At 46.6% G+C, this 25,930-nt stretch carries 26 protein-coding genes and 1 pseudogene; 2 read left to right on the top strand and 25 right to left on the bottom strand.

Annotation, left to right across the window (positions count from 1 at the left end; genetic code table 11):
• Positions 1 to 10: 10 nt before the first annotated feature.
• The 18 genes and pseudogenes from L0M14_RS09680 to L0M14_RS09595 form a co-directional block, all read right to left on the bottom strand.
• Positions 11 to 928, bottom strand: a complete 918-nt coding sequence (locus tag L0M14_RS09680) for a MotE family protein (protein WP_235121912.1) — start codon at positions 926 to 928, stop codon at positions 11 to 13.
• Positions 929 to 957: 29 nt separating this feature from the next.
• A complete protein-coding gene (gene fliJ / locus L0M14_RS09675; protein ID WP_235121911.1) occupies positions 958 to 1,401 on the bottom strand; it encodes a flagellar export protein FliJ in 444 nt (147 codons plus the stop codon).
• 9 nt (positions 1,402 to 1,410) lie between these two features.
• Complete coding sequence (fliI, locus tag L0M14_RS09670; protein WP_235121910.1) at positions 1,411 to 2,736, bottom strand: flagellar protein export ATPase FliI; 1,326 nt, start codon at positions 2,734 to 2,736, stop codon at positions 1,411 to 1,413.
• Positions 2,733 to 3,575, bottom strand: a complete 843-nt coding sequence (locus L0M14_RS09665) for a FliH/SctL family protein (protein WP_235121909.1) — start codon at positions 3,573 to 3,575, stop codon at positions 2,733 to 2,735. Before L0M14_RS09665 ends, fliI begins: the two co-directional genes overlap by 4 nt.
• Positions 3,568 to 4,584, bottom strand: coding sequence for a flagellar motor switch protein FliG (gene fliG / locus L0M14_RS09660; RefSeq protein ID WP_235121908.1), 1,017 nt, complete (start codon positions 4,582 to 4,584; stop codon positions 3,568 to 3,570). The genes L0M14_RS09665 and fliG overlap by 8 nt, the downstream gene beginning before the upstream one ends.
• A gap of 12 nt (positions 4,585 to 4,596) precedes the next feature.
• Positions 4,597 to 6,186, bottom strand: coding sequence for a flagellar basal-body MS-ring/collar protein FliF (fliF, locus tag L0M14_RS09655; protein ID WP_235121907.1), 1,590 nt, complete (start codon positions 6,184 to 6,186; stop codon positions 4,597 to 4,599).
• A 43-nt stretch (positions 6,187 to 6,229) separates the two neighbouring features.
• Positions 6,230 to 6,538 carry a flagellar hook-basal body complex protein FliE gene (fliE, locus tag L0M14_RS09650; protein ID WP_235121906.1) on the bottom strand — a complete coding sequence of 103 codons (309 nt, stop codon included), beginning with the start codon at positions 6,536 to 6,538 and terminating at the stop codon, positions 6,230 to 6,232.
• 35 nt (positions 6,539 to 6,573) lie between these two features.
• On the bottom strand, positions 6,574 to 7,023 hold the full coding sequence (flgC, locus tag L0M14_RS09645; RefSeq protein WP_235121905.1) for a flagellar basal body rod protein FlgC: 450 nt from the start codon (positions 7,021 to 7,023) through the stop codon (positions 6,574 to 6,576).
• Positions 7,020 to 7,436 (bottom strand): flagellar basal body rod protein FlgB, encoded by a 417-nt coding sequence (gene flgB / locus L0M14_RS09640; RefSeq protein ID WP_235121904.1) that lies wholly within the window; start codon positions 7,434 to 7,436, stop codon positions 7,020 to 7,022. Before flgB ends, flgC begins: the two co-directional genes overlap by 4 nt.
• A 258-nt stretch (positions 7,437 to 7,694) precedes the next feature.
• Positions 7,695 to 8,470: pseudogene (gene codY, locus L0M14_RS09635) on the bottom strand (GTP-sensing pleiotropic transcriptional regulator CodY).
• A gap of 36 nt (positions 8,471 to 8,506) precedes the next feature.
• Positions 8,507 to 9,907, bottom strand: coding sequence for an ATP-dependent protease ATPase subunit HslU (gene hslU / locus L0M14_RS09630; RefSeq protein WP_235121903.1), 1,401 nt, complete (start codon positions 9,905 to 9,907; stop codon positions 8,507 to 8,509).
• 31 nt (positions 9,908 to 9,938) lie between these two features.
• Positions 9,939 to 10,493: an ATP-dependent protease subunit HslV gene (gene hslV, locus L0M14_RS09625; RefSeq protein ID WP_235121902.1), complete on the bottom strand. Its 555-nt coding sequence runs from the start codon at positions 10,491 to 10,493 to the stop codon at positions 9,939 to 9,941.
• A 236-nt stretch (positions 10,494 to 10,729) separates the two neighbouring features.
• Entirely contained in the window at positions 10,730 to 12,058 is a 1,329-nt protein-coding gene (gene trmFO / locus L0M14_RS09620) for an FADH(2)-oxidizing methylenetetrahydrofolate--tRNA-(uracil(54)-C(5))-methyltransferase TrmFO (protein WP_235121901.1), read from the bottom strand.
• A 13-nt stretch (positions 12,059 to 12,071) separates the two neighbouring features.
• Complete coding sequence (topA, locus tag L0M14_RS09615; RefSeq protein WP_235121900.1) at positions 12,072 to 14,174, bottom strand: type I DNA topoisomerase; 2,103 nt, start codon at positions 14,172 to 14,174, stop codon at positions 12,072 to 12,074.
• Between the two features lie 67 nt (positions 14,175 to 14,241).
• A complete protein-coding gene (gene dprA / locus L0M14_RS09610; protein ID WP_235121899.1) occupies positions 14,242 to 15,333 on the bottom strand; it encodes a DNA-processing protein DprA in 1,092 nt (363 codons plus the stop codon).
• Between the two features lie 110 nt (positions 15,334 to 15,443).
• A complete protein-coding gene (gene sucD, locus L0M14_RS09605) occupies positions 15,444 to 16,376 on the bottom strand; it encodes a succinate--CoA ligase subunit alpha (protein ID WP_235121898.1) in 933 nt (310 codons plus the stop codon).
• A 56-nt stretch (positions 16,377 to 16,432) separates the two neighbouring features.
• Positions 16,433 to 17,593 (bottom strand): ADP-forming succinate--CoA ligase subunit beta, encoded by a 1,161-nt coding sequence (sucC, locus tag L0M14_RS09600; RefSeq protein ID WP_235121897.1) that lies wholly within the window; start codon positions 17,591 to 17,593, stop codon positions 16,433 to 16,435.
• A gap of 307 nt (positions 17,594 to 17,900) precedes the next feature.
• Positions 17,901 to 18,158 carry a hypothetical protein gene (locus tag L0M14_RS09595; RefSeq protein WP_235121896.1) on the bottom strand — a complete coding sequence of 86 codons (258 nt, stop codon included), beginning with the start codon at positions 18,156 to 18,158 and terminating at the stop codon, positions 17,901 to 17,903.
• Positions 18,159 to 18,358: 200 nt separating this feature from the next.
• On the opposite strand from L0M14_RS09595, the gene L0M14_RS31485 reads away from it, so the two are divergent.
• On the top strand, positions 18,359 to 19,360 hold the full coding sequence (locus L0M14_RS31485; protein WP_311198864.1) for a YifB family Mg chelatase-like AAA ATPase: 1,002 nt from the start codon (positions 18,359 to 18,361) through the stop codon (positions 19,358 to 19,360).
• On the top strand, positions 19,318 to 19,914 hold the full coding sequence (locus L0M14_RS31480; RefSeq protein WP_311198897.1) for an ATP-binding protein: 597 nt from the start codon (positions 19,318 to 19,320) through the stop codon (positions 19,912 to 19,914). The genes L0M14_RS31485 and L0M14_RS31480 overlap by 43 nt, the downstream gene beginning before the upstream one ends.
• A gap of 103 nt (positions 19,915 to 20,017) precedes the next feature.
• Here L0M14_RS31480 and L0M14_RS09585 read toward each other — a convergent pair whose 3' ends face one another.
• The 7 genes from L0M14_RS09585 to rplS all read right to left on the bottom strand — a co-directional run bounded on the left by L0M14_RS09585 (position 20,018) and on the right by rplS (position 25,687).
• A complete protein-coding gene (locus tag L0M14_RS09585; protein ID WP_235121895.1) occupies positions 20,018 to 20,395 on the bottom strand; it encodes a YraN family protein in 378 nt (125 codons plus the stop codon).
• Entirely contained in the window at positions 20,392 to 20,706 is a 315-nt protein-coding gene (locus L0M14_RS09580; protein ID WP_235121894.1) for an EscU/YscU/HrcU family type III secretion system export apparatus switch protein, read from the bottom strand. The genes L0M14_RS09585 and L0M14_RS09580 overlap by 4 nt, the downstream gene beginning before the upstream one ends.
• A complete protein-coding gene (locus L0M14_RS09575; RefSeq protein WP_235121893.1) occupies positions 20,703 to 22,559 on the bottom strand; it encodes a flagellar hook-length control protein FliK in 1,857 nt (618 codons plus the stop codon). Before L0M14_RS09575 ends, L0M14_RS09580 begins: the two co-directional genes overlap by 4 nt.
• Positions 22,560 to 22,631: 72 nt before the next feature.
• Positions 22,632 to 23,264: a ribonuclease HII gene (locus L0M14_RS09570; RefSeq protein WP_235121892.1), complete on the bottom strand. Its 633-nt coding sequence runs from the start codon at positions 23,262 to 23,264 to the stop codon at positions 22,632 to 22,634.
• Positions 23,265 to 23,773: 509 nt separating this feature from the next.
• Positions 23,774 to 24,643: a ribosome biogenesis GTPase YlqF gene (gene ylqF, locus L0M14_RS09565; RefSeq protein ID WP_235121891.1), complete on the bottom strand. Its 870-nt coding sequence runs from the start codon at positions 24,641 to 24,643 to the stop codon at positions 23,774 to 23,776.
• Positions 24,644 to 24,652: 9 nt separating this feature from the next.
• A complete protein-coding gene (gene lepB, locus L0M14_RS09560; protein ID WP_235121890.1) occupies positions 24,653 to 25,255 on the bottom strand; it encodes a signal peptidase I in 603 nt (200 codons plus the stop codon).
• Between the two features lie 90 nt (positions 25,256 to 25,345).
• A complete protein-coding gene (gene rplS / locus L0M14_RS09555; protein WP_235121889.1) occupies positions 25,346 to 25,687 on the bottom strand; it encodes a 50S ribosomal protein L19 in 342 nt (113 codons plus the stop codon).
• Positions 25,688 to 25,930 lie beyond the last annotated feature (243 nt).

Genomic DNA, 25,930 nt, shown 5'->3' with positions numbered 1-25,930 from the left:
AAAGCCGAGCTTACTGTGCCAGCTTGGAGGTAATAGCTGCTGCGACCTCTTTATTAGCATCTGACAATGCCGACATTACTTTTGATCGCGATGTATTGTCCATTCCACTAAGGATTGTAATTACCTTCTCTGGACTAGACTTATACATTTCTAACAGTACATTGGAAGCACTTTTTGGAGTCATATTTCCAAATGTTTGACCTAAATCGGCTTTGCTGACGGATGTCGATGCTTGTGTCGTGTCCGAACTACCGTTAATCTTCAATCTTTCTTGCAGTGCTGCAATCTCCTGGTCTTTGACCGGAACTACATCTTTTAGACCGATAGATGCTTCAGCGGCAACCTTCGGGTCCATTTTCTCAAGAATAGCGCCGCGGCTGTCCGACTTCATCATGGAGAAGACAAGCACCATTTCCTTCGGTGTTAAATTTTGCATAATCGGGGCAGCTTTACTTGGTGACATGCTCGCGTACAGGTTAGCCAACTCCGTAATTTTATTCTTGTATTCTTCTTCCGTTTGAGTCTTGTCTTTCAACTTTTCTTCCAAATCAGCAGCTTTAGCTTCAGCATCCTTTAAAGACTGATCTTTCTGTTGAGTAGTTGCGTCCGATTGTTGGAGCGCAGTTTCGAGCTCCGTAATTCGAGCATTTAGCTTTGTTATCTCTTCATCTTTGGACTTCGCACTTTCTTCCGCACCTTTAGATTTATCAGTATCGGCAGCAGAAGCCTTCTCTTTCGGAGCAGGTACAACCTTACCAATCACTGGTGTATTATGCAAAGCATTTTGTATGCTGCTCTTGATGTCATAATCGAAGATCGACAGCAAAACGAAGAGCAGAACCGCCGTAAATACAAAAGGAATGACAAACCAAATTAGAAATCGCTCTAATGCACTGTAGGATGTGCCTTCCGCACTTGTATCGGCCATTGTTTCTCTCTCCCCCCTCTACGGCTTCCTCAATATGACAATCGTTTAAAACGGTTAGTCGCCATTTCGTCCAGAGCTTCCTGTTCCTTTTTGGCAACAAACGATTGAAATTGATGAAACGCCTTCTCTCTTGCTTTGTTCCAAACCTTCTCATCTAGCATGCGTTCTGTCAGCTTTTCCTGCTTATTCTCAACCAATTTTTGAGCTCTCGCAACATCCTGATGCTTTCGTAAAATTTGTTGATCAATGTGATTCAAATAATTTTGCAAAAGAAGCATTTCGGAGATCGTGACACACTGGTCAGAAGCGGATACGATTTGCTGCTGAAGCGCGTCTTTTTGCTCGAATAGCGCATGCAAGCTTGTTTCTTCATTCCTCAATTCACCCAGAGCTTCAGATAGAATCCACTCTGCATGTGTCCGTTCGCTATTTTTGAGATCTACTATTTGCTGAAAGGAATAGCGGAATTTCATTCAGTTCCCTCATCCCTTGTAAAATTCTTGAATCAGTTGTTGCTGAGCCTCTGCATAGGTTAGCTTTTCAGAAGTCTTTTGCTTCGTAAAGTTCCAAATCGATTGAATATGATCAATCGCAGTATCAATTTCAGGGTTTGACCCCTTCTGATACGCCCCGATATTAATCAAGTCTTCCGAATCTCTATAGGTGGATAACAGTCGCTTCAGTTGATCCGCGGCTTCCATATGTTCAGTTGGTACAATTTCTTTCATAACACGACTTACACTTGCCAACACATCAATTGCAGGATAATGCCCTTTATTGGCAATGCCTCGATTTAAAACGATATGACCGTCAAGAATACCTCGAACGGCATCTGCGATAGGTTCATTCATGTCATCCCCGTCTACCAATACCGTATAAAAGGCAGTTATCGAACCTTTCGGGCCAGTTCCCGACCTCTCCAACAAGCGAGGCAGCATAGCGAACACAGATGGTGTATATCCCCTTGTAGCAGGCGGCTCCCCAACTGCAAGACCAACTTCCCTCTGCGCCATTGCGAAACGGGTTACAGAATCCATCATCATCATGACATTCAATCCACGATCTCGAAAGTACTCTGCAATACTAGTCGCAATCATAGCACCTTTGATTCTAATCAATGCAGGTTGATCGGATGTAGCAACAATAACCACGGAACGCGCTAAACCTTCGGGCCCCAAGTCTCTCTCGATAAAATCAAGCACTTCTCGTCCACGCTCACCAATTAAAGCAATCACGTTGACATCGGCTGACGTGTTACGAGCGATCATGCCCATAAGTGTACTTTTTCCTACACCAGATCCGGCAAAAATACCGACACGTTGTCCTTTACCTATGGTAAGCAGTCCATCAATGCATCTAACTCCGACACTGATTGGATTCAACACTCGCGGACGTGTAAGCGGATTGCTAGGCGCGTTATTCGTAGAGTAATGAGACATGCGCGATGGTAGAAACGATCCATCAAGCGGTTGACCCAGACCGTCCAGAACTTTCCCCAATAATTCATGTCCTACTTGAACGGTGAGCGGCCTACCGGTTCCGACAACATCGCACCCTGGGCCGATTGATTCCAACTCACCAAGTGGCATTAATACAACCTTATTACTTCGAAAACCAACCACTTCTGCCTTTAATGGCTTGTTCGACTTAAGAGGATAGATATAACATAAATCACCGATGCTTACATCAGGCCCCTCAGATTCAACAGTCAGACCAATAACCTGGGTGACCTTGCCATTAACTCGAATTGGATCTATTTGTTGGAGATGCTCCTTGTACTTTTCGGGAGATGGTATAGAAATACTCATGCCTCTGCCCCCTCACTCCGAATAGCAAGCTCCTGTAGTGCAGTTTTAATCTCTTTCAACTGAGTATCAATTCTTGCATCTATACTTCCAAATGAAGAACGAACAACACAGCCATGATCTATGACAGTAGAATCGGGCAAAATGACAAGCTCTGCTTGTGAATCAATGGATGTTAACAGCTCTTCGCGGGCATCCTGGATATAAGCAAACTGAGACGGAGCAACACATAACGTAATGACTCCTGTCTCGCGTCTTCGTGACAGCACCTTTTGAATGGAATCAATCACCCATGCCGGCTCCATACTTAGTTGCCGACCGATTACTTTTTCTGCGATAGAAGTGCTTAGCTCTATCAGAAACGGTTCGGACTCTTGGATAATTTGCTGTTTCAACGTATAGGCTTGTTCTAAGACAGAGCGAGCTTCGGCAAGCATGTCCTCATACTCCTGACGAATCGTCTGCTCTGCTTGCGCTGCACCGTTCTGATACCCTTCCTCAAAACCTGTCTGCCTAGCTTGAGCAACATACTCTTCATCTTGCGCCCGGCGCTCATTCCACCAGGCGTTAATTTCGGTATCCACTTGCTCTCGTAGCGTTGCGCATTCCTGCATAGCAAGCTGAATCTGTTCTTCAGCAAACGCTTCTGCGTCCTGAATAATCTGTTCCTTCATGCTATTCGCTTCTAAGAGCTCCTGCTGCTGCTCGGGTGTGAGTTGCGATTTTGCCGCTTCTTCATCCTCTAAAAGTCCGGCCCGCAGCATCTGAACGGGTGTCATAACCTCGAGCTGCTTCTTATCTTCTAAAGACACGTAAGCAAAAGACTTAATGATATTAGACAATAATATCGTCTCCTCCGCCGCGTGCGATAATAATCTCGCCGGATTCTTCCAATCTTCGAATTGTCGCTACAATTCGAGTCTGAGCTTCTTCTACGTCACGCAAGCGGACAGGACCCATAAATTCCATTTCCTCTTTAAAGGTCTCTGCCATACGCTTGGACATATTTTTAAATAGAGCGTTTCGCACTTCTTCACTGGCCACTTTAAGCGCAAGCTGCAAATCCGCATTTTCGATATCCCGAATAATCCTTTGAATCGAACGATCGTCGATATTGACAATATCTTCGAATACGAACATGCGTTTCTTGATCTCTTCTGCGAGCTCCGGGTCTTGAATCTCGAGTGAATCGAGAATGGTACGTTCTGTACCTCGATCGACGCCATTCAGAATCTGAACAATGGAAGCAATACCGCCAGCGTTTGTGTAGTCCTGCGTTACGGTTGCAGACAGCTTCTGTTCCAGTACTCGTTCCACTTGACTGATGACTTCAGGTGAAGTACTGTCCATCAGTGCGATTCTCTTAGCAACGTCAGCTTGCTTCTCTTGAGGAAGAGAAGACAAGATAATCGAAGCTTGATCGGCTTGCAAATATGATAGTACAAGCGCAATCGTCTGTGAGTTCTCATTCTGAATAAAGTTGAGAATTTGTGCCGGATCCGCTTTTCTTGCAAAGTCAAATGGTCGAACCTGCAAAGTAGCGGTCAACCGGTTAATAATATCCAGCGCCTTCTGATTACCTAGCGCCTTCTCCAAAATATCCTTGGCGTATGCAATACCGCCTTGTGAAATAAACTCTTGCGCTAAGCAAATCTGGTGAAACTCGGAGAGAATGGAGTCCTTCTCTACAGAATCAACTTTTCTTACATTTGCGATTTCCAGTGTTAGCTGCTCAATCTCTTCTTCACGTAAATGCTTGAAGATCTGAGCAGACACTTCAGGACCTAAACTGATCAAAAGAATGGCGGCCTTTTGTCGTCCGGTTAACCCTTGCAGAGCTGTTCTCACCACAAAAGATCACCTCTATTCGTCTGCTAACCAAGTCCGTAACAGATTCACGAAATCCTCTGGGCGTTTCTTCGCCAAAGTTTCGAGCTGTTTGCGTACTTGATTGTCGTTGGATACATTCTCGATATCGATCGTTGGAAGCTCCGCCTTTGTCGCGGCAGCTGGCATCGCCAACTCTTCTTCCAGCTGCTGAGCAGCTTTCTTACGTCTTCTCAGTACAAGACCACCGATTAATCCTAATGCAAGCGCTGCGACCGCTAATCCACCATAAGTCATATACGTGGTCGTCTTATTTTCAGTAGGCACATCAGGCTGTACAAACGAATGGGCAAATACGGTAACTTTTTTATTCAACTCATCGTCTGTATAAGTAACCTTGTTGTCGGCAAGCGCTGAACGAACAATATTCACTAGTGCCGTTTGAATGGCGGCTTTTGTGTCCGCAGTAAGCGAGTTCGGATCATCCTTGACCGGAGGCTCGATACCAACGTTAATGCTCAGGTCTTTCACGACATACGGCGTAGCAATAATATCGTTCGTGATCCGATTCACTTCATAATTAACGGTTTTGCTGTTTTCTTCAGATGTAGACTTACCTGAGCTAGAGCTTCCAGGGTAGCCCGGCACATCCGTGGAGCCTGTTCCCGGAACGCCGCCCGAATCAGCACCACCGTCGTTCTGATACGACTTGGTTGCTTCTTGTAGAGAAATTTCCAGCCCTTTTTGATCCACTTGATTTGGAGCAGAGACCAATTGTTCAGTGCTTTTCTTCTGATCAAAGTTCATCGTAGAGAACACACTGACAATGACTTTGTCTTGTCCGAGCATTCTGCCCAGCATACTGCTGATATTTCTCTGCAAATCATTACGGAACTGATTATTAATTTCAAATTGGCTCGTTACCAAGTTGGCGGACGATTGCCCTCCTGCTTTGGAGGAGACTAAGCTATCGCCGTTTTGATCCGAAATGGTGATATTCTCCAGAGGGAGATTCTTAACACTATGAGATACTAAGTTGTAGATGGTATCTACTTTCGCTTGATCCAGCTTATAGCCCGGCTTAATTTGCAGTACAACGGATGCCGAAGCTTGCTCCTGCTCCGTTTGCAAAAATGCACCTTCTTCAGGAAGGGATATTAACACTTTCGAGCTGCTGATGGCTTGATTAGAGTTAATTAATTGTTGTAATTCGCCTTGAACAGCATTGACGTATTTCACTTTAAATTCATTATCGGTTATTCCGAAAGAACTGCTTTCGCTAAAAGCTCCAAAACCTAAGGAACCATTCTTATTTAAACCTTGAGACTCTACCTCAAGCTTTACATTCGCGACTTGATTGGTCGGAACTTCAATACTCTTGCCATCGGCACTTAAATGGTAGGGGATCTTTGCTGTATCCAGATAGCCTTTAATCGATGCTGCATCGCTAGGCTGCAAATCCGTGAATGCCAGGGAATACTCGGTTTTTGATAAGTTATAGCTAATAATTGCTGCAGTAAGAACTAAAAGGAATACCGTGGCTATGAAAGTGATTTTCGTCGTTCTACTGTATCGATTCCAATATTGCTTTACTTTTTCCCAATACTGGAGCAGGTTTTCATTCACTTTGTCACCTCATTGAACCATAGTTTGTAAAGAATCACTTCGACTACAGCTGCATTCTCATTACCTCTTGATAAGCTTCCAACACCTTATTTCTGACTTGAACGGTAAGTTCCAAGCCAAGTGAAGCCTTCTCTGAAGCGATCGTCAGCTGATGGACATCAGATAATTCTCCTTTAATAAAGCTTTGGTTCAATTGATCTACTTGCTGCTGCTGATTATTTAAATTTGATATCGCATCATTTAGAAACGCCCCAAACTGCTTGCCAAGATCTGCTGCGCCTTCGCCTGTACGGTCTATAGGCTTAATGGTACTCATGATGTTTATGGGACTGTAACTAATCTTGTCAATCATGATGCTGAATCCCCCTTAGTTTAATAAATGTTAGTTTATTTCCCTATCTCCAAAGCTTTTGTAATCATAGATTTACTTGCATTAAGGGCCGTCACGTTGGCTTCATAGGATCTAGTAGCAGATATCATATCTACCATTTCCTTAAGAACATCGACGTTGGGCATATATACGAAGCCATTCTCGTCCGCATCCGGATGGGATGGGTTGTATACCTGTTTTAGAGGAGAAGTATCTTCAAAGATCTTATTTACCCTGACCCCTTCCCCAGTCCCATCTGCCATTGCTGAATCCAGGGCTTGAGCAAATGAAGGCTGAGATTTGGTTTCAAACGACACCAGCTTTCTCTGATACGGTACCCATTTCCCATTAACCATCTTGGCCCTTGTCGTATCAGCATTAGCAATATTGGACGAAATAACATCCATTCTTAACCGCTGTGCTGTTAATGCGGAGGAGCTAATATCAAATCCATTGGTTAGTCTCATAAGTTATCATCTCCTCCAATTACGGTTCTCATTTTCTTGAATTCACTGTTCATTTGTTGAACCATGGTGTTGTATCTCAACTGATTTTTGGCCATGAGTGACATTTCATAATCCATATCAACATTGTTCATATTATTATTGATAGCCGTAGATTCATCTGTCCTGATTTCCGGTGTAACACTAGTTGAAGCTTTACCAATAAAGAAATGCCTCGGGTCTGTTCGATAACCTTCTACAGATGGAGTAGTTGAGCTCATTTGATCCTGAAGCAAATCTTCAAACGCTACATCCGAACGCTTAAAGTATGGTGTATCAACGTTTGCTATATTATTAGCTATCACTTTTTGTCGAAGAGTAGATGCATCTAGTGTTTTTTCGAGCAAGTTCCAACTGGGTCTATCTAATAAAGACATGCTTTCTACCCACTTTCAATGGAATGGTTTTGTTCTTATTCAACAAGCACAATGTTATTTCCTTCTTTGTTCGACATTTTTTTTAATTGGCCGATACGATATAGTTCCAGAATGTAGAAATATGTAAAACCTTTTGTCATTATTCTTATCATGTAAGATAATAACCTAAGTTACAATAAGAAAAAAGCCCTATCTTTTTACCAAGACAGGACTTTTTTATACACATGTGTGATATACGCCAGATCTATCAACGTTTTCTTACAACTTGGTCTTTACTTGTTCTATGCTCTGAATCAATTGATCATTGAGAATTCGAATATAGGTGCCCTTCATTCCGAGCGACCTGGTTTCGATGACTCCTGCGCTTTCCAGCTTTCTTAATGCATTCACAATGACAGAGCGGGTAATTCCAACTCGATCGGCGATCTTACTTGCCACGAGCAGACCTTCTTTTCCATCTAGCTCCTCAAAAATATGCTCCACGGCTTCCATCTCACTGTACGACAAGGAACCAATAGCCACTTGAACAACTGCTTTGCTTCTCGCTTCCATCTCAATTTCTTCCGCACGCTCGCGAAGAATTTCCATCGCAACTACGGTAGACCCGTATTCGGCTAGAATCAGATCATCGTCGACAAAGGCCTCGTCGTTTCGAGTCAAGATTAACGTACCTAGTCGATCTCCAGCACCAATGATGGGCACTATGGTCGTAAAGGCGTAGCGGAAATTGGATTTCAACTGACTTGCATGAGGGTGATCAGCTTCCACATTGGACGAGGTTTCATCGATTTTCAGAAGCAGCTGATTAAATTCAACAGTAAACCTCCGCTCTGACAAAACCCCTTCATCCATCTCTGACGGACTAGCATCGTGTCTCAGTGCATACCCGAGTATTTTCCCCTTGCGGCTGACCACAAATATGTTGGCGCTAATCGTATCGCGCAGCACCTCCGCCATATCCATAAAGCTGACAGCGTTGCCCGCTTCTTTTGCAGCAGCCGGTTCAGCCTCCTAGTTTTACTCAATAAAGTCATGATAACTGCCTCCCACTAACGTTACAGTACTGATACTTAGAGAATATATTGACTTAAATCGCGATTTTGCACGATATCGCTTAATTTATCTTTGACATACTCAGGCGTAATGACAATTTGCTCCAAAGTAATATCCGGAGCCTCGAAAGATAGATCCTCGAGCAGTTTCTCCAGTATCGTATGTAAACGGCGCGCTCCGATGTTCTCGGTATTTTGATTGACATCCACAGCTATCCTAGCAATTTCTTTGACAGCATCGTCAGAAAATTCAACTCCCACACCCTCGGTTTGAAGTAAAGCCGTGTACTGCTTCGTTAGGGCATTCTTAGGTTCCTTAAGGATGGAAACAAAATCTTCCAATGTTAAATTATTAAGCTCAACACGAATTGGAAAACGGCCCTGAAGCTCAGGAATCAAATCTGACGGTTTGGCAACATGAAAGGCTCCTGCACCGATAAACAGTACATAATCAGTTTTGACAGGTCCATACTTCGTAATGACTGTTGAACCCTCAACAATAGGCAAAATGTCCCTCTGTACCCCTTCTCTGGAAACGTCCGGCCCACCGCCTCCTCGGCTGCTGCTGGCAATTTTATCGATCTCATCTATAAAAATAATACCAGACTGCTCCGCACGACTAACCGATTCTTGGATCACTTCATCCATATCAATCAAACGCTGCGCTTCTTCTTGAATCAATATTTTACGTGCTTCCTTCACAGTCAGTTTTCGCTTTTTGGTCTTCTTAGGCATCAAGCTGCCGAACATTTCCTGCATGTTCATCCCCATCTGCTCGTTACCCTGACCTGATAACATATCCAGCATGGTTGGAGAGTTATCCTCAACTTCTAACTCAATGACTTCCTTCTCTAGTTGACCCGCGGCTAATTGTTCGGCGATTTGGGCCCGTTTGGATGTTAAAGAAGGATCCGTCGACGGTTGCTCTTCTTCCGTTTGTTGATTTTGCCCTCCGAAAAGCATCTCTAGCGGATTTCGCTGACTCTTTGCTTTGGTTGGACTTGGTGCAAGTAAATGGACGATTCGTTCGTTCGCGAGCTTTTCGGCACGATCTTTGACAGTTTCCGTACGCTCCGCCTTCACCATGCGTATGGACGTTTCGACCAAATCCCGGACCATGGACTCAACGTCACGCCCCACATATCCAACCTCAGTAAATTTCGTCGCCTCTACTTTAATAAATGGAGCGCCAACAAGCTTTGCAAGTCTGCGCGCAATCTCAGTTTTCCCTACTCCCGTAGGTCCAATCATCAAAATATTTTTTGGAACGATCTCTTCGCGAATTGACTCATCCAGTAAACTTCTGCGATATCGGTTTCGCAGTGCGATCGCTACTGATTTCTTCGCATTCTTTTGCCCTACAATATATCGATCCAATTCTTGAACGATCTGTCTAGGCGTCAGGGAACTGTTTTTCATTTGGAACCCTCCTATTTCAATCCGTAAAGTGCTATTCAATTTCTTCTACAATGATATTATGATTTGTAAATACACATATCTCTGCCGCGGTTGTCAGTGCAGCATGAGCAATTTCTTTAGCGCTCAAATTCGGCGCATGTCTATGTAGGGCCCTGCCAGCAGCTAATGCGAAGCTACCGCCCGAGCCAATTGCCAAAATACCGTCATCCGGTTCAATAATTTCTCCATTACCGGAAAGAAGCAAAAGCCCTGTAGCGTCCATAACAATCATCATGGCCTCCAGCTTTCGGAGTACACGGTCTTGCCTCCAGTCCTTTGTTAGTTCTACAGCCGCGCGCTGCAGGTTGCCGTGATGCTCTTCCAGCTTGCCTTCGAACTTCTCGAACAAGGTTATGGCATCCGCAACAGAGCCTGCAAAGCCAGCAATCACTTTCCCTCTATATAAACGCCTTACTTTCTTGGCGCTCCCCTTCATAATCATACTATTGCCAAACGTTACCTGCCCGTCTCCAGCGATCGCTCCTTTGCCCTGATGACGAATTGCAAATATCGTAGTTGCATGAAACGTTGCATGCTTTGGATCCATCCGTTTCACCTCATTATGGGATTCTTGTAACATTCACACTTACAAATACAATCAGACCATGACACATAAAAAGAACGCAGCTCGGTGATGGTAACGGATAAGCCGTTCATCCCTGCTCGTTCATTATATGTTCCTTGCATGTAAATAAATGAGAAGCAGCCACAAAAACGTTGGTTTTGTTGCTGCTCCGGAGTCCGATTTCATAAAAGCATAATTATAGTAACACAGGCTGAATCTTACTTACAAGTTAAACGATGCTCAATTTGTGTAAAATTCTGAATACTTTCCAGTGCACGGTTTGCCAGTATTTCGTACTTCTCCTTCTTGTTACGGATTCGCTGCGGAAGCGGCGGAAGGAGTCCGAAATTCGCGTTCATCGGTTGAAAATGCTTGAAGTCTGCAGTCGTAATATAATGGGCCATACTCCCTAGTGTCGTTTCCGCAGGGAATACGAGACAATCTTCGTTCTTAGCCAAACGCCCTGCATTCAGTCCTGCAATCAGTCCTGATGCAGCAGACTCAACATAACCTTCAACACCTGTCATTTGTCCTGCGAAGAACAAATTGGATCGGTGCTTGAATTGATACGTTGCCTCAAGAAGCTTTGGAGAATTAATAAATGTATTTCGGTGCATAACCCCATATCGAACGAATTCAGCGTTCTCTAGTCCTGGGATAAGCGATAATACACGCTTTTGTTCTCCCCATTTGAGGTGTGTTTGGAAACCTACCAAATTATACAGCGTACCAGCAGCGTTGTCTTGGCGAAGCTGTACCACAGCATGAGGCAGCTTGCCTGTATGAGGATTGATTAGACCGACCGGTTTCATCGGACCGAACAATACGGTTTGCTTGCCGCGCTTAGCCATAACCTCGATCGGCATACAGCCCTCGAAATAAATTTCTTTCTCAAAATCCTTCAGCTCCGCAACCTCTGCGCTGATCAAAGCTTCATAGAAGACGTTAAACTCTTCTTCGGTCATAGGGCAATTTAAATAGGCAGCCTCCCCTTTATCATAGCGGGAAGCCAAGTAGACTTTATTCATATCGATGGATTCTTTCTCCACGATAGGAGCGGCAGCGTCATAAAAGTACAGGTACTCCTCACCCATCAGCTGCTTCAGTTCAGCAGACAAAGAAGGAGATGTCAGCGGGCCTGAAGCTACGATAGTAATTCCTTCAGGCAGTGTTTGCATCTCTTCATTGCGTACCTCAATCAATGGATGGTTCCGAAGAGTGGAAGTAACCTCCTGCGAAAAGCCTTCCCTGTCTACTGCAAGAGCTCCGCCAGCAGGCACTGCATGCTTATCGGCACAAGAAAGAATCAAGGAGTCCATTCGTCTCATTTCTTCTTTCAGGACCCCGACAGCATTCGTTAGTCCATTAGCGCGAAGCGAGTTGCTGCATACAAGCTCGGCAAATTGATCGGTAATATGAGCCGGCGTCTTGCGAACCGGCCTCATTTCATATAACACGACGGGCACGCCTTGCTTGGCGATCTGCCATGCAGCTTCACTGCCGGCTAGGCCTGCTCCGATTACTGTAACTTTTGGATATTCAGACAAAATCGGTACACCTCTACTCTTTCACATCATCGCTGGCATCTTCCGCAGCGTCTTCTTTGAAGTCACATTGAATGCATTGATGGGTCGCGCCGCTCTTGCTTCTCTTTTCGATCAGCATGGAACTGCACTGCGGACAAGGCTTGCTGACCGGCTTATCCCAGGAAACAAAGTCACACTCCGGATAACGGTCACAGCCGTAGAACACGCGTCCCTTCTTGCTTCTTCGCTCAACAATTTTACCTTCGTGGCAAGTCGGGCAGGTCACCCCAATATCCTTGATAATCGGCTTCGTATTGCGGCAGTCCGGGAATCCGGAGCACGCCAGGAATTTTCCAAAGCGGCCCATTTTATAAACCAAATGCTTACCGCATTTCTCACAGATTTCGTCCGATACCTCATCTTGAATCTCAATTTCTTTCATCTCTTCTTCCGCGACTTCCAGACGCTTTTCAAAGGATGAATAGAACGAATCCAGAACTTTAACCCAATCTTCCTTGCCTTCTTCTACAAAATCGAGTTCTTCTTCCATATGCGCCGTGAATTCGATATCGAGAATTTCCGGGAAAAATTCCTGCATGAGTTGAATGACGAGTTCACCGAGCTCCGTAGGAACGAACTTTTTCTCCTCAATAGCCACATATCCGCGCTTCTGGATGGTTTCTAGGGTAGGTGCATATGTACTTGGGCGTCCGATCCCCATTTCCTCCAACGCACGAACTAGGCGAGCTTCCGTATATCTTGGCGGCGGTTGCGTGAAATGCTGCTTCGGGTCGATACTTTGCTTCTGCAGCTGATCCCCTTTTGTCAAAGGAGGCAGAAGCTTATCTTCCTCCGTCGTTCCATCGTCATTGCTCTCCACGTATACTTTCATGAAACCCGGGAATTTCATCTTGGAACCCGCAGCTCTAAACATCGTTTCGCCCGCAGCCAAATCGACGGTCATAGTATCCAAAACCGCTGAAGCCATTTGGCTCGCTACGAATCTCTCCCAAACGAGCTTGTACAAGCGGAATTGATCTTTGCTCAAAAATCCCTTCATCTGCTCAGGCTCTCGCAGCACAGACGTTGGTCTAATGGCTTCATGCGCATCCTGGGCATTAGCATTCTTCTTTATGTATTGGCGAGGCGTTTCCGGATAAAAGGCAGCGCCGTACTTTGCCAAGATAAACTCTTTCGCTTCCTCTTGAGCTACCGGCGAAATCCTTGTGGAATCCGTTCTCATATAGGTAATTAAACCTACTGTGCCTTCTTTACCAAGATCAATACCTTCATAGAGCTGCTGCGCAACGGACATCGTCTTGGATGCCCTGAAATTCAGCTTGCGGGCAGCTTCCTGCTGCAGGGAGCTTGTAATAAAAGGCGGGGACGGATTACGCTGGCGTTCCTTTTCCTTGATCTCACGGACAACAAAATCACCGCTGCCCATCGCTTCCAGCACCAGCTTAACATCCTCTTCGGAGTGAAGCTCCTTCTTCTCGCCATTCAAACTGTGATATTTAGCTTCAAACACACTTTTGCCTGACTCGAGCGACACAGTGATAGACCAGTATTCTTCCGGCTCAAAAGCCTTGATTTCATTCTCCCGGTCCATAATTAACTTAACGGCTACGGATTGAACGCGGCCAGCAGATAGCCCTTTTTTCACCTTTTTCCAAAGTAGAGGGCTTATCTTGTAACCAACCAACCGATCCAGAATGCGTCTTGCTTGCTGAGCGTTTACAAGGTCTTGATTAATGCGCCGCGGTGTTTTGAATGCATCCTTCACAGCGTCCTTGGTAATCTCATTGAAAACAACGCGGCAGGCTTCCTCTTGACCTACGTCCAAGTAGTGAGCCAGGTGCCACGCGATCGCTTCACCCTCACGATCCGGGTCAGCTGCGAGATATATTTTTTTCACTTTTTTACTGGCATCCTTCAGTTCTTTAAGAACCGAGCCTTTGCCGCGTATCGTTATGTATTTAGGCTCAAAGTTTCGTTCGACTTCAACGCCAATTTGGCTTTTCGGAAGGTCTCGAATGTGACCCATCGAGGCTTTAACGATGTATTTGCTGCCCAGATATTTACCGATGGTTTTGGCTTTTGCTGGTGATTCGACGATGACAAGAGAATCCGCCATATCGTCCTTCCTCCCCTCGTGGTCTCCGATTAAGTCTATTGGCGAGAAGAATAGCCCCTTGAGCAGCCTATGCTAATATGTAAGAAGATCCTGGAAGCTGTTTAATCGCCTTTTTCAATAGTAAAGATAACAGAACTGCATGCAAATGTCCAAACGTAAATTGACTCCCCTCCAGCAGCTCGTCGATCGTAACCGGAACATCCGACAACATTCGAGCGATTTCCGCCTCCTCATTCGTCAGCTCAGCTGAGGCTTGAGTCCTATGAAGTGCGCTTTTCTCTGACTCGCTTAGAAGGTAATGATAATCATGAAGAATATCCTCCACCCGCGTCACAATCCGTGCTCCCTTACGTAAGAGCTCGTACACGCCTTGGCTTTGCAGCGAGGTGATTGGACCTGGTACTGCGAACACATCCCTCGATTCATCTACGGCAAAATTCGCCGTTATGAGTGAGCCGCTATCAGCAGCTGCTTCCACGACCACCACCCCTAGAGACAACCCCGCGATAATTCGATTTCGCTGAGGAAACATTCCAGGATGCATCTTCGTGTCAATGGGGTATTCCGAGACAATAATTCCCTCTTGCTCGATTTGCTTGTACAATGGGGCATTCTCACGCGGGTAGATCTGGTTAATTCCACAGCCTAACACGGCTACCGTCTTTGCACTGCCCTGCAAGGCGCCCAAATGAGCATGACTATCGATGCCTCGCGCCAAACCGCTTACGACGCCAAAGCCGGCCTTTGACAATTGAGCTGCCAATTGGGATGCGATCTTCTTCCCATAGGGAGTTGGCATACGCGTTCCAACAATTCCAATCGACCTCATCTGTAGGTACGCCGGATCGCCTTTATAATAAAGAATCCAAGGAGGTTGAGCGATTTCTTTCAGAATAGCGGGGTACATTTCATCCACAATCGTCAAGAATTGAATGGAATGCTTCTTATATAATTGAAGCTTAATCTCGATAAATCCGGGAGTAAATTCAGAGGCGATGCGTTCAGCGATCGACCGTTTCACACCGCATGAAGCGATTTGCTCGGCGGAAAGGCCAAACAATTGGTAGGGTTCAGGAAAAGCGGTAAGAAGTCGTAACATCGACTGCCAGCCTACTCCTTCAATCTCATGCAAACCAAATATAATGAAGCGATTATCCATAAGTATATACACTCCTTTTCAAGAAAACAAATAGAAAGCCTGCTAGAAAATAAAAAAACCTTTCAGTACCCGGTTAAGGGAATTGAAAGGTTGCTTACCTTGTGTTTGCCTTATTTTTTTGTAATGCACTTTTCAAGAATGCCTTTTTCTTCAAGTACGCTTACCAAAGTGGAGCCCATCTCAGATGGTGTTGCAGCAACTTTGATACCGCATCTCTCCATTGTCGCCACTTTCTCAGCAGCCGTACCTTTACCGCCTGAAATGATAGCGCCAGCGTGACCCATACGTTTGCCTGGAGGCGCTGTTTTACCGCCGATGAAACCGACAACCGGCTTCGTCATGTTTGCCGCGATCCATTCAGCTGCTTCTTCTTCTGCCGTACCACCAATTTCACCAATCATGATAACCGCATAAGTATCAGGATCTTCATTGAACATTTTCAAAATGTCGATAAACTCGGAGCCTTTAACAGGGTCTCCACCGATACCAACAGCCGAAGATTGTCCGATTCCGCGAGTCGTCAATTGATGAACCGCTTCATACGTCAATGTTCCGGAACGGGATACAACGCCAACGTGTCCTGGCGTATGGATGTAGCCCGGCATAATGCCGATTTTGCACTCGCCTGGAGTAATGACGCCTGGGCAGTTAGGTCCGATCAGGATCGTTCTTTTGCCTTCCATATAGCGTTTTACTTTGACCATGTCAAGTACAGGAATACCTTCAGTAATACAAATAACAAGATCCAGGTCAGCATCTACTGCTTCCATGATCGCGTCTGCTGCAAAAGCAGGCGGTACATAAATAACCGATGCGTTAGCATCTGTAGCCGCTTTAGCTTCTGCAACCGTGTTATAGACAGGAAGAGTAACGGTAGAACCGTCTTCCAATGTGAAGTCGACGTTTTGACCGCCTTTACCAGGAACAGCGCCCGCAACCATTTGCGTGCCGTACTCCAGACCGCCTTTGGTATGGAACATACCTGTGTTACCCGTCATATTTTGCGTGATAACTCTTGTATTTTTATTGACCAAAATACTCATGATCTAAAGTTCACATCCTCTATTTATTTATGAAAAAACCACTCGGGCTATGGAAATTATTTAACTAGAGCAACGATTTTCTGAGCGCCGTCAGCCATGGAATCAGCCGCTACGATGTTCAGACCGGACTCGTTAAGAATCTTCTTACCAAGATCAACGTTCGTACCTTCCAAACGCACAACAAGCGGACGGGAAAGACCAAGCTCTTTCGCAGCTGCTACAACACCCTCAGCAATAACGTCGCAACGCATGATACCGCCGAAGATATTAACGAAGATACCTTTTACTTGTTCGTCAGACAGAATGATTTTGAAAGCTTCCGTTACTTTCTCTTTCGTAGCGCCGCCCCCTACGTCAAGGAAGTTAGCAGGATCTCCGCCGTAGTATTTGATAATGTCCATTGTCGCCATAGCAAGACCAGCTCCATTAACCATGCAGCCGATGTTTCCGTCCAAAGCGATATAGCTCAGATCAAATTTGGAAGCTTGGATTTCCTTCTCGTCTTCTTCTTCCAGGTCACGCAACTCCTGAATATCTTTGTGACGATACAGTGCATTGGAGTCGAAGTTCAGCTTCGCATCCAGAGCCATGACATCGCCATCACCAGTTACAACCAATGGGTTGATCTCAGCGATCGAGCAATCTTTATCTACAAACGCTGTGTACAGAGCCGTCATGAATTTAACCGCTTTGTTCACAAGCGCAGTTGGAATATTAATCGCGTAAGCCAATTTGCGAGCTTGGAAAGCTTGCAGGCCGACTGCAGGGTCAATCACTTCTTTAAAAATTTTCTCTGGGGAATGCTCGGCAACTTCCTCAATCTCCGTACCGCCCTCTTCGGAAGCCATCATAACAACGCAGCCAGTAGCACGATCTACGACTACGCCCACGTAATACTCTTTCTTAATATCGCAGCCTTGTTCGATCAAAAGGCGCTTTACTTCTTTGCCTTCAGGGCCTGTTTGGTGAGTAACAAGGACCTTACCCAAAATTTCGCTTGCGTATGTACGTACTTCGTCGAGGTTTTTGGCTACTTTCACGCCACCCGCTTTACCGCGGCCTCCGGCATGAATTTGTGCCTTAACGACAACAACAGATGTTCCAAGCTCTTTAGCCGCTTCAACCGCTTCGTCTACAGTAAAAGCAACTTTACCTTTAGGAACGCTGACTCCGTACTGTCTCAGGACTTCTTTTCCTTGGTACTCATGGATATTCATTTCCTAAAATCCTCCTATCAGTATGGACTTTCTTTACATGTTAAGCATGGGGAAAAGTGCGATTCCCATTCATCAGCACAGCAACCAAATAGCTGCAGCCGAAATTAGTATCACACTTCTTTACAAGCCCTAACCATTGTATCATTTTTTTCGACAGTTTCCTTATTTTTTTCAAGTTAGCGGTAGAAGTTTCCTTTCACCGTGAAAAACTTTAGCTATCACCCTGCATATAAAAAGACGCACTTCTTGATAACTGAGAAGTTGCGTCTTGATCATGGGTAACTCTAGCTAGGTGATACAGACCCCATTAATACATGGTAGTTGTCGTTGTATTCATCCGAGGTTCTCTCTCCGCTTGTTTAATAAAGCGAAGCTCATTACCGATAAAACTGCATACTTGACATTGAATCGTCGGTTCCGCCTCTTGAATCGCATCAGGCTCTTGGAATTCCTGAATGGCACCCGAAAGCGCGTCCTTCATGAAAAATTGCGAGTAGCTGGTAATCACACTGAATTTAACGCGATTCGAACGGCAATTCGGGCAAAAATACGGTTTTTCCTGCATTTTCATCACCTCAATTCCAAGTATGTGCATACTTTCGACATATTATAAGGACTTCCGAGGAAAAACTTTGAAACCATTGCACGACACAAGGAAGTTCCTGTAAAATAGGAGCCATATAGGATCAATAAGGAAGCACCTTTAATCCTGAGACATGGGGCAGCGAGACTGCACTCTTCTTGGAAGGAAAGGTGTATTTGATTATGTACGGAAAAGTAAGAAGCGCATGCTTACAAGGAATCGAAGGTCAGATCATTGAAGTCGAGGTCGATATTTCAAGCGGCTTACCCCAAATCAACCTCGTTGGCTTACCCGATACAGCCATCCGAGAATCCGTGGAACGAGTGCGTTCCGCCATCAAAAACTGCGGGTTTACTTTCCCCATGGACCGGATTACCGTCAATCTGGCACCGGCCGACCTGCGCAAGGAGGGTTCTTCTTTCGATCTAGCGATTGCCATGGGGATATTGATCTCTAGTGGGCAGGTAGCCTTTCAAGCTGCGGAACAAACTTTGCTTGTAGGAGAGCTTGCTCTGGACGGGACGTTAAGGCCTGTAGCCGGCGTGTTATCCATGGTGCATGCAGCTGAAAAGATGGGTGTAAAGCGAATTGTAGTTCCAGCGCAAAACGCCCAGGAAGCTAAGCTGATTGATGGTGTAGAGGTCTACGCATTAACAAGACTCGCGCAATTAAGTACGAAGAACGACTCGCTTTGGGATGAGCTTCTAGTTGAGAATAAAGAAGATGCATGCAGCGAGAATATGACAAAACATGCTGAAAGCTCCTTGTACGGTGAGGATTTTGCCGATGTAAGCGGCCAATATCAAGTAAAGCGGGCTATGATGGTTGCTGCCGCCGGCATGCACAACATGATGCTGATTGGCCCTCCCGGTACGGGAAAAACGATGCTTGCAAAGCGTTTACCCACCATTCTCCCCCCTATGTCAGACTCCGAGGCTCTGGAAGTAACGAAAATATTCAGTGCGTCAGGCAAGCTTGCCGATCGTTCGGCATTACTGCGCGCACGATCCTTCCGATCTCCGCATCACACCATCTCAGCTGCAGGTCTCGTTGGCGGCGGATCTATTCCCAAACCCGGTGAAGTGAGTTTAGCGCATCGGGGCGTACTCTTTTGGATGAGCTTCCCGAATTCTCACGAAGCGTGCTGGAAGTATTGCGTCAGCCCCTTGAAGACCGCAGAGTGAATATCAGCAGAGCAAGAGCCACGTACAGCTTCCCTTCCCAATTCATGTTGATTGCGGCAATGAACCCTTGCCCCTGCGGATATTTAGGCGCTGAATCCGAGCAGCAGCCATGCACCTGCAGTCCATTAAAAATCATCCAATATCGTTCAAAAATATCGGGGCCCTTGCTCGACCGAATCGATCTTCACATTGAAGTGCCCAAGCCGGCTTTCGCGCAGCTCAGCCATCATTCGGATAACCTCTCGTCTGAAAAAATGTTGGAGCAAGTGCTTATGGCTAAACAGAGGCAGTTGAGCCGTTATCAAGGTACCGGGATCCAAACGAACAGCGAATTGAGCGGAAAGCTGCTTCGCAGGATTTGCCGATTGACTCCCGAAGGCAGCCGCTTGATGGAAGCCTCATTCGAATCCCTTGGCCTAAGCGCAAGAGCGCATGACCGGATTCTAAGGCTGGCCCTTACCGTTGCAGACATGGACCAGAGCGAGCAAATTATGCCTCAGCATGTGGCGGAAGCGATACAATATCGCAATTTGGATAAAAAACAGTCGATGTAGCGTTAGAACATCTGAGCTTCTATTCTAAACTCCAACTTCATATTGGTTGTATTGAAAAAGGAGCTTTCTATAGGATTGGCAGCTCATCTGCTGTCATTCCACGTTAGAACGCTCCTTCAATATGTTCAATGAGAGGACGATCATGCATTTGATTCATTTGAATGGACAAGACATCGAACCTGACCCGCCGATCATAGAGCTTGTACCTCGCCAAGTAATACTGAGCCGCTTCTCTCACCTTCATCTGCTTCCGGTAATCGACGGATTCTTTAGCCATCCCGAAGCTTCTTGAAGAATTGCGGGTTCGGACTTCAACAAACACAAGGACACCTTCACTCTCCGCAACGATGTCAATTTCTCCTACTCGGCATCTCCAATTTCTTGAGCTAATCGTATATCCTTTATCGGTTAAGAGCTGTACCGCCATTTCCTCGCCTGCCGCTCCCAGCTCTTTTCTCCGGTCCTTGCGTTCAATGGTCATAGCAGCCCCCGCGAGCTGCCCGCACTCATCCGATGATCCGAGCGGTAAATAAAGCTGAGCACTTCCGCGACGAGCTGATACAGCTCAGCAGGAATCTCCTGGTCCAGATCCAGCTTGGACAACACCTCCACAAGCGAAGAGTCTTCCTGAATCGGTACTCCATTTTCCTTTGCTTTTTGCAGAATTGTCTCCGCCATATGGCCTTTACCTTTGGCGACGACGACCGGGGCTTTTTGCTGCTCCGGCGTATATTTCAGCGCAACCGCCTGTTTGATCGGGGTAGGCTTGTTATTTGGCTGCTCCTTGCTCATGCGCGGAAATCCACCCCTTTATACGTTTTAGGCTCATATAAGCTTCGCAGGTCCGCTTTGAGCGCTTCTGAATGGCCATTTAATTTCCCTTCACCCTCATTAGCTTGGATAGGCTCTGGGAATGGCGAGACCTTCAACGATAAAAATTGATAACCGGCCTTGTTCATCGAAGCGGCTATTTCTTGCCTCGAGCCTTCAATCAATGCGGATACTGCAGGATGATCATTATGGATATGCAGACTGACAATTTTATTAACGACCTGCACATCGACAAGTGTACTACCCATCGATTTCATCTGCAAATCGAATAGCAGCCTGCAATTATTCGCATCCACTTCCCCGCGCTTGCCCTTGCGGGACTGGATATGCACAGCTGCCGATTGCTGTCCTGAGTTGTCCATAAAAGGTATAAACAACGTTAGATGAGCAAACATGGAGGCTCTGTCACTGCTTAGCATCAGCTGCTGACCGGTGACCTGCTGCACGGCCTGCTGCGCCGCCTCTTTGAGCGGCGCAGGCGTATCATCCGAGGCAGTGAGCTGCAGAAGCAGGCTCTTGAGGGTCTCGGCGGCGGCAGGCTTCTCTGCGCCTGCCTGCGGTTCACTGCGGGCGATCAGGTCGAGCATCTGATCGTCCTGCTGCAGTCGTGGGCGCTGCAGAGCATCCGACCGATCATCAAGCTTCGCGAGATGATGCTCATGCTCTACGCCCACGCTCTTTAGCATGCGGCTGATCCAGTTTGGCTCTCGATCAGCCTCTGCTCTTGCAGGCGCAGCCTCCGGCTGCTGCGCCTGCGGGCGCCCCGCCGCCTTCGGCTCAGCCGGCGGCGCGGGAGCTGGCGAACCCGCCAAGGGCGGTTCGCCGCTTGCGGCAGGCTCAGCGCTGCGCGCCTGAGCCGCAGGTACTGCGCCCGCCAACGCTGGGCGGGCGGGAGGCACTTCCGCCGGCGGCTGCGCCGAGCCGGCGGGGCTCGCCTCCGCGCGCGGCGCAGCGGAGGCGGTGTGCCCTGCAGCCGCCGAAGGCGCGGCTGCGGGCTTGCCGGCAGCGGGCGCAGCGCTGCCGGTAGAGGCTGCAGGCGGCGCGTCAGGCGCCGCCGGAGGCTCTTGGCCTGCCTGCGAAGCAGCAGGCCTTGCCGGCGCTGCAGCCGCGTCTGCCTTCGGCTGCGGCTGCTTCCCCGTCCACGCAGCTGGCGTGGACTCGCGCAATTCACGAAGCAGGCTGACCACCTGCTTCAACGTATCCGCAGCCGGATGATCCGGCTGCTCCTGCAGCAGCGTCTCCGACTGCTCCATCAAGTTATCCAGTACCTGTCCCGCAGGCGGTCCGGCTGTCGTCTGCCGTAAAGCAGCCACCGTATCCTTCGTAAGAGGGAGACCTCTTTTATAAGCCAGAACCGCCGCCTGTACCCATTCTTCTTTCTCCATACCTTCCGGTATCTGTTGGAGAACAGCCGCAAACGACTGTGCAGTTTCCTTCGTTAAGGGGACGCCCTGCTGCTGAATCTGCTGCACCAGCTGTCGGTTCCCTGCCGTATCTTTTAAAGAGAAGGCTCTCAGCAGCTCATTCATTGATTCGTCAGCTATTTGCACATCAGAAGCAAGAAGCGGCTTCAGTAAAACCTGTCCATTCCCAGACTCTGGTTGCACCTGGAGCATCGTTACATCCCCCTGCTTCAGGGGAGTTTCCAACTTAGCGCGCACCTGTACACCGCCGATGTTGATCATAGCTTCTTGATCGTTCATTAACTGCAGAACAACACCTTTGACAACTTGTCCAACCTTGAGCTCCAATACTTTAGAGTCCGACGCCTGCAAATCCCCAACCAAGCTGCGGATCAATCCGCTAATATTCATTCCGTTCACCTCGCACGTAACTGACACTTATGTATAATATCGGCGAACAGCTCCATTTTCTTTAAACAATCATTAAAATAATTCCAGTTCCATCTGCTCCGCTTGCTGCTCAGCTTGAGCCATGATGTTACGAATAAAAAGCTTTCGATGCAAGGGGGTCGGTCCATATCGGAGCAGCATCTCACGATGATGCTTCGTGGCATAGCCTTTATGTACTAGAATGCCGTATTCCGGGTATAGCTCCTCCCACTTCTGGCACATCCGGTCTCTGGTCACTTTCGCTATGATGGAAGCAGCGGCAATGGATTGACTTAGAGCGTCTCCATGAATGACGGCAAGCTGAGAAATGTCCAGATCCACTTTCTCTGCGTCTACCAGCAAATAGTCAGGTTTAGTGACCAGTCCCTCAATAGCTTGCTTCATAGCCAGTCTGGAGGCTTGTTTGATATTAATACGCTCAATGGTTTCCACATCAACGATTCCAACGGACACCGCTACTGCTTCATCTATAATCCGCTCATAGAGCAGCTCCCTTTTCTTTTCAGAGAGCTTCTTTGAATCATTGACTTCCTCGATAACAAAACCCGCTGGTAAAATAACTGCAGCCGCTACAACGTCCCCAAACAAGCAGCCCCTCCCCACTTCATCCACCCCAGCAATATGGACAAAACCTTGATTCCAAAGATCTATTTCATGTTCAAGCACGAATGACAGCTCCTTCCCATCCTATCATTATAAAGGATTCCAGAGCAGAAGGGCATACAAATTCCTGCCATTTCATGAACGTAATATAGGTCACCGCCACCATCATATTTTCCCATATTTATCCTTAATATGTTATTATTTATGTGTGGAGGTGAGTTTATGAACCATGACAAAAACTCCCCGGTTTCATCTCATATGACAAGTGGCCAACAACTCAAACTAAAAGAAATTTGTGAAATCCCCTCATTCAACAGTGTAACCGAGCATTATCAACATGTTCTTGGAGCTCCCCAACAAACAGCGGATCTAAACAGTATGCCTGCCCCCATCCGAATATTTGGCTATTTGTTCTACTCCGTATTAGCATCCTGCATAATTCTTTTCATCATAAGTCTCATTTATAGACAGATCCACTCATAAACATCCTTCTTGATTGCTTGACAAAATCCACAAACAAAAACATCCACCTTAACCCTGCGTTATCTACACGCTTGATTAAGGTGGATGTTTTATAATTCACCGGGAACTTCTAGTGTGATTCTGCCTAATTTCCCTGCACGCAGGTCCCGAATAATGATCAGTGACGCTTTATCAAGATCGACTTTGCCGCCGCTTACGATCGCACCGCGTTTTCTTCCGACGGCTTCCATGACCTTCACGACTTCATTCGGGTCGTCAAGATCCTCTGGCAGCTCGGCAATGCCAAATCGCTCCTGAAGAGCCGCACCATAGTGTTTGACCATATATTTGATAACAAAAAATGCGATTTCATCCATATGAAGCAATTCTTCTTTAATCGCGCCTGTCGCAGCTAACCGCAGACCGACCATCTGATCTTCAAACTTCGGCCAAAGAATACCTGGCGTATCCAAAAGGTCCATTTCTGTGCCTACTTTGATCCACTGCTGTCCCTTTGTCACTCCTGGCCTATCGCCGGTTGCAGCGATCTTCTTCCCAGCTAACTGATTAATGAGTGTCGATTTGCCCACATTGGGTATTCCGACAATAAGCGCTCGAACCGCTCGGGGATTCACGCCCTTACGAAGCTGCGCTTCGATCTTATGTGCCCATAGTTCTTTGGCTCGCGGAAGAATCTCTTTTACATTCGTTCCGGTGGCCGCATCAATCGGCAAAGCCTTTAAACCTTGTTCTGCAAAATATCGTACCCACTCGGCGGTTAATTGCGAATCCGCTAAATCATACTTGTTGAGAAGCACCATACGGGGCTTTCCCTTTAGAATTTCATCTACCATTGGGTTCCGGCTCGATAGCGGGACGCGAGCATCCAAAAGCTCGATGACGATATCGATCAGCTTAAGCTTATCTTCAATCTGTCTGCGGGCCTTGGTCATGTGGCCGGGAAACCATTGTATGGTCATATTGTCACCTCAAAAATGTATAAAGCTGAATTTGTTAAGCGGCCAGAAAATCACTTCAGCACGGCCAACCACTTTCTCGAAAGGCACAAAGCCAACGGATGGGTCGCGGCTATCCTTACTGTTAGAACGGTTATCCCCCATTGCGAACAGCTCGTTATCCGGCACCTTCTGCTCAGCATAATTAGCTAAGCGGTTATAATTTCTTCCTTCTTGATGAGCTTGCTCGATAGCCTCTTTCAAGTAAGGCTGATCGATCTCTTCACCGTTTATGTATACTTTATCCCCTTCGACTTTTACCGTTTCTCCCGGGAGGGCAATGACCCGTTTGATATAATCTTTTCCTTCAGGGGCATGGAAGACAATAACTTCCCCTCGTTTTGGTGCACGAATATCGTAAATCAATTTATTCACGATCAGACGTTCGGCGGTTTGAAAATTGGGCTGCATCGATGCGCCGTCAACAATAAACGGTGAAAATAACAGCCAACGGATAATGACAACCAGTACCCCGGCTATCAATAACGCTTTGATCCATTCCCAGGTCTCGCTTTTCGCTGACTTCGCACCGGCTACAGGTTCAGTGTAGGATTGTTCCTGGCTTCTCTCTTCCATCACATAATGCCTCTTTTCAATTGAAGATATGGATCTGATAACATCTGAAAAAACGAAAAGGAGACTTGCCTGAACAAGCCCCCCGGTTTCTTATCGAATCTCTTTAATTCTCGCTGCTTTACCGCGAAGACCACGCAGATAATAAAGTTTCGCACGACGAACTTTACCACGGCGAGCCACTTCAATCTTGTCAATCTTCGGAGAATGGAACGGGAACGTTCTTTCCACACCTACACCGTACGAAATTTTACGAACGGTAAACGTTTCGCTAATTCCGCCGCCGCGGCGCTTAATAACAACACCTTCGAACAGCTGAATACGCTCACGAGAACCCTCGATAACTTTTACGTGAACTTTCAGTGTGTCGCCTGGACGGAAAGTAGGAATATCCGTACGCAGTTGTTCCTTCGTAATCTCTTGGATCAGATTCATAGTTGACTCCCTCCTTCCACACAGGTGTTCATGCCGCTCTTTCAGATGATGTCGATACCTAGAAGTATACGCGCACAGAGGACCACCGGACTCAAACAGGATTCATTCTATCACACTATGATGCATTCGTGCAAGAGTTTTTCAGAATCCATTACTATTTACTTTGAACCTAGTTGATCGTTCTGCATATAGGGGTGATATCAAACAACCGATCTAGTTCAAAACATCTAAGATCTAGTTTTA

It is taken from the genome of Paenibacillus hexagrammi, from assembly GCF_021513275.1.
Lineage (GTDB): Bacteria > Bacillota > Bacilli > Paenibacillales > NBRC-103111 > Paenibacillus_E > Paenibacillus_E hexagrammi.
This window is presented reverse-complemented; position numbering and strand designations above follow the sequence as displayed.

Coding starts and splice junctions, on each gene's coding strand:
- L0M14_RS09595 (WP_235121896.1), bottom strand. CDS start 18,158: ATGCAGGAAAAACCGTATTTTTGCCCGAATTGCCGTTCGAATCGCGTT.
- sucC (WP_235121897.1), bottom strand. CDS start 17,593: ATGAATATCCATGAGTACCAAGGAAAAGAAGTCCTGAGACAGTACGGA.
- dprA (WP_235121899.1), bottom strand. CDS start 15,333: ATGGATAATCGCTTCATTATATTTGGTTTGCATGAGATTGAAGGAGTA.
- topA (WP_235121900.1), bottom strand. CDS start 14,174: ATGGCGGATTCTCTTGTCATCGTCGAATCACCAGCAAAAGCCAAAACC.
- hslU (WP_235121903.1), bottom strand. CDS start 9,907: ATGAAAAACAGTTCCCTGACGCCTAGACAGATCGTTCAAGAATTGGAT.
- L0M14_RS09680 (WP_235121912.1), bottom strand. CDS start 928: ATGGCCGATACAAGTGCGGAAGGCACATCCTACAGTGCATTAGAGCGA.
- L0M14_RS31485 (WP_311198864.1), top strand. CDS start 18,359: ATGTACGGAAAAGTAAGAAGCGCATGCTTACAAGGAATCGAAGGTCAG.
- flgB (WP_235121904.1), bottom strand. CDS start 7,436: ATGTCTTTATTAGATAGACCCAGTTGGAACTTGCTCGAAAAAACACTA.
- L0M14_RS09585 (WP_235121895.1), bottom strand. CDS start 20,395: ATGACCATTGAACGCAAGGACCGGAGAAAAGAGCTGGGAGCGGCAGGC.
- rplS (WP_235121889.1), bottom strand. CDS start 25,687: ATGAATCTGATCCAAGAGATTACGAAGGAACAACTGCGTACGGATATT.
- fliJ (WP_235121911.1), bottom strand. CDS start 1,401: ATGAAATTCCGCTATTCCTTTCAGCAAATAGTAGATCTCAAAAATAGC.
- sucD (WP_235121898.1), bottom strand. CDS start 16,376: ATGAGTATTTTGGTCAATAAAAATACAAGAGTTATCACGCAAAATATG.
- fliE (WP_235121906.1), bottom strand. CDS start 6,538: ATGATTGACAAGATTAGTTACAGTCCCATAAACATCATGAGTACCATT.
- fliI (WP_235121910.1), bottom strand. CDS start 2,736: ATGAGTATTTCTATACCATCTCCCGAAAAGTACAAGGAGCATCTCCAA.
- ylqF (WP_235121891.1), bottom strand. CDS start 24,643: ATGACCATACAATGGTTTCCCGGCCACATGACCAAGGCCCGCAGACAG.
- lepB (WP_235121890.1), bottom strand. CDS start 25,255: ATGGAAGAGAGAAGCCAGGAACAATCCTACACTGAACCTGTAGCCGGT.
- flgC (WP_235121905.1), bottom strand. CDS start 7,023: ATGAGACTAACCAATGGATTTGATATTAGCTCCTCCGCATTAACAGCA.
- hslV (WP_235121902.1), bottom strand. CDS start 10,493: ATGGATCCAAAGCATGCAACGTTTCATGCAACTACGATATTTGCAATT.
- L0M14_RS09575 (WP_235121893.1), bottom strand. CDS start 22,559: ATGAATATTAGCGGATTGATCCGCAGCTTGGTTGGGGATTTGCAGGCG.
- L0M14_RS09580 (WP_235121894.1), bottom strand. CDS start 20,706: ATGAGCAAGGAGCAGCCAAATAACAAGCCTACCCCGATCAAACAGGCG.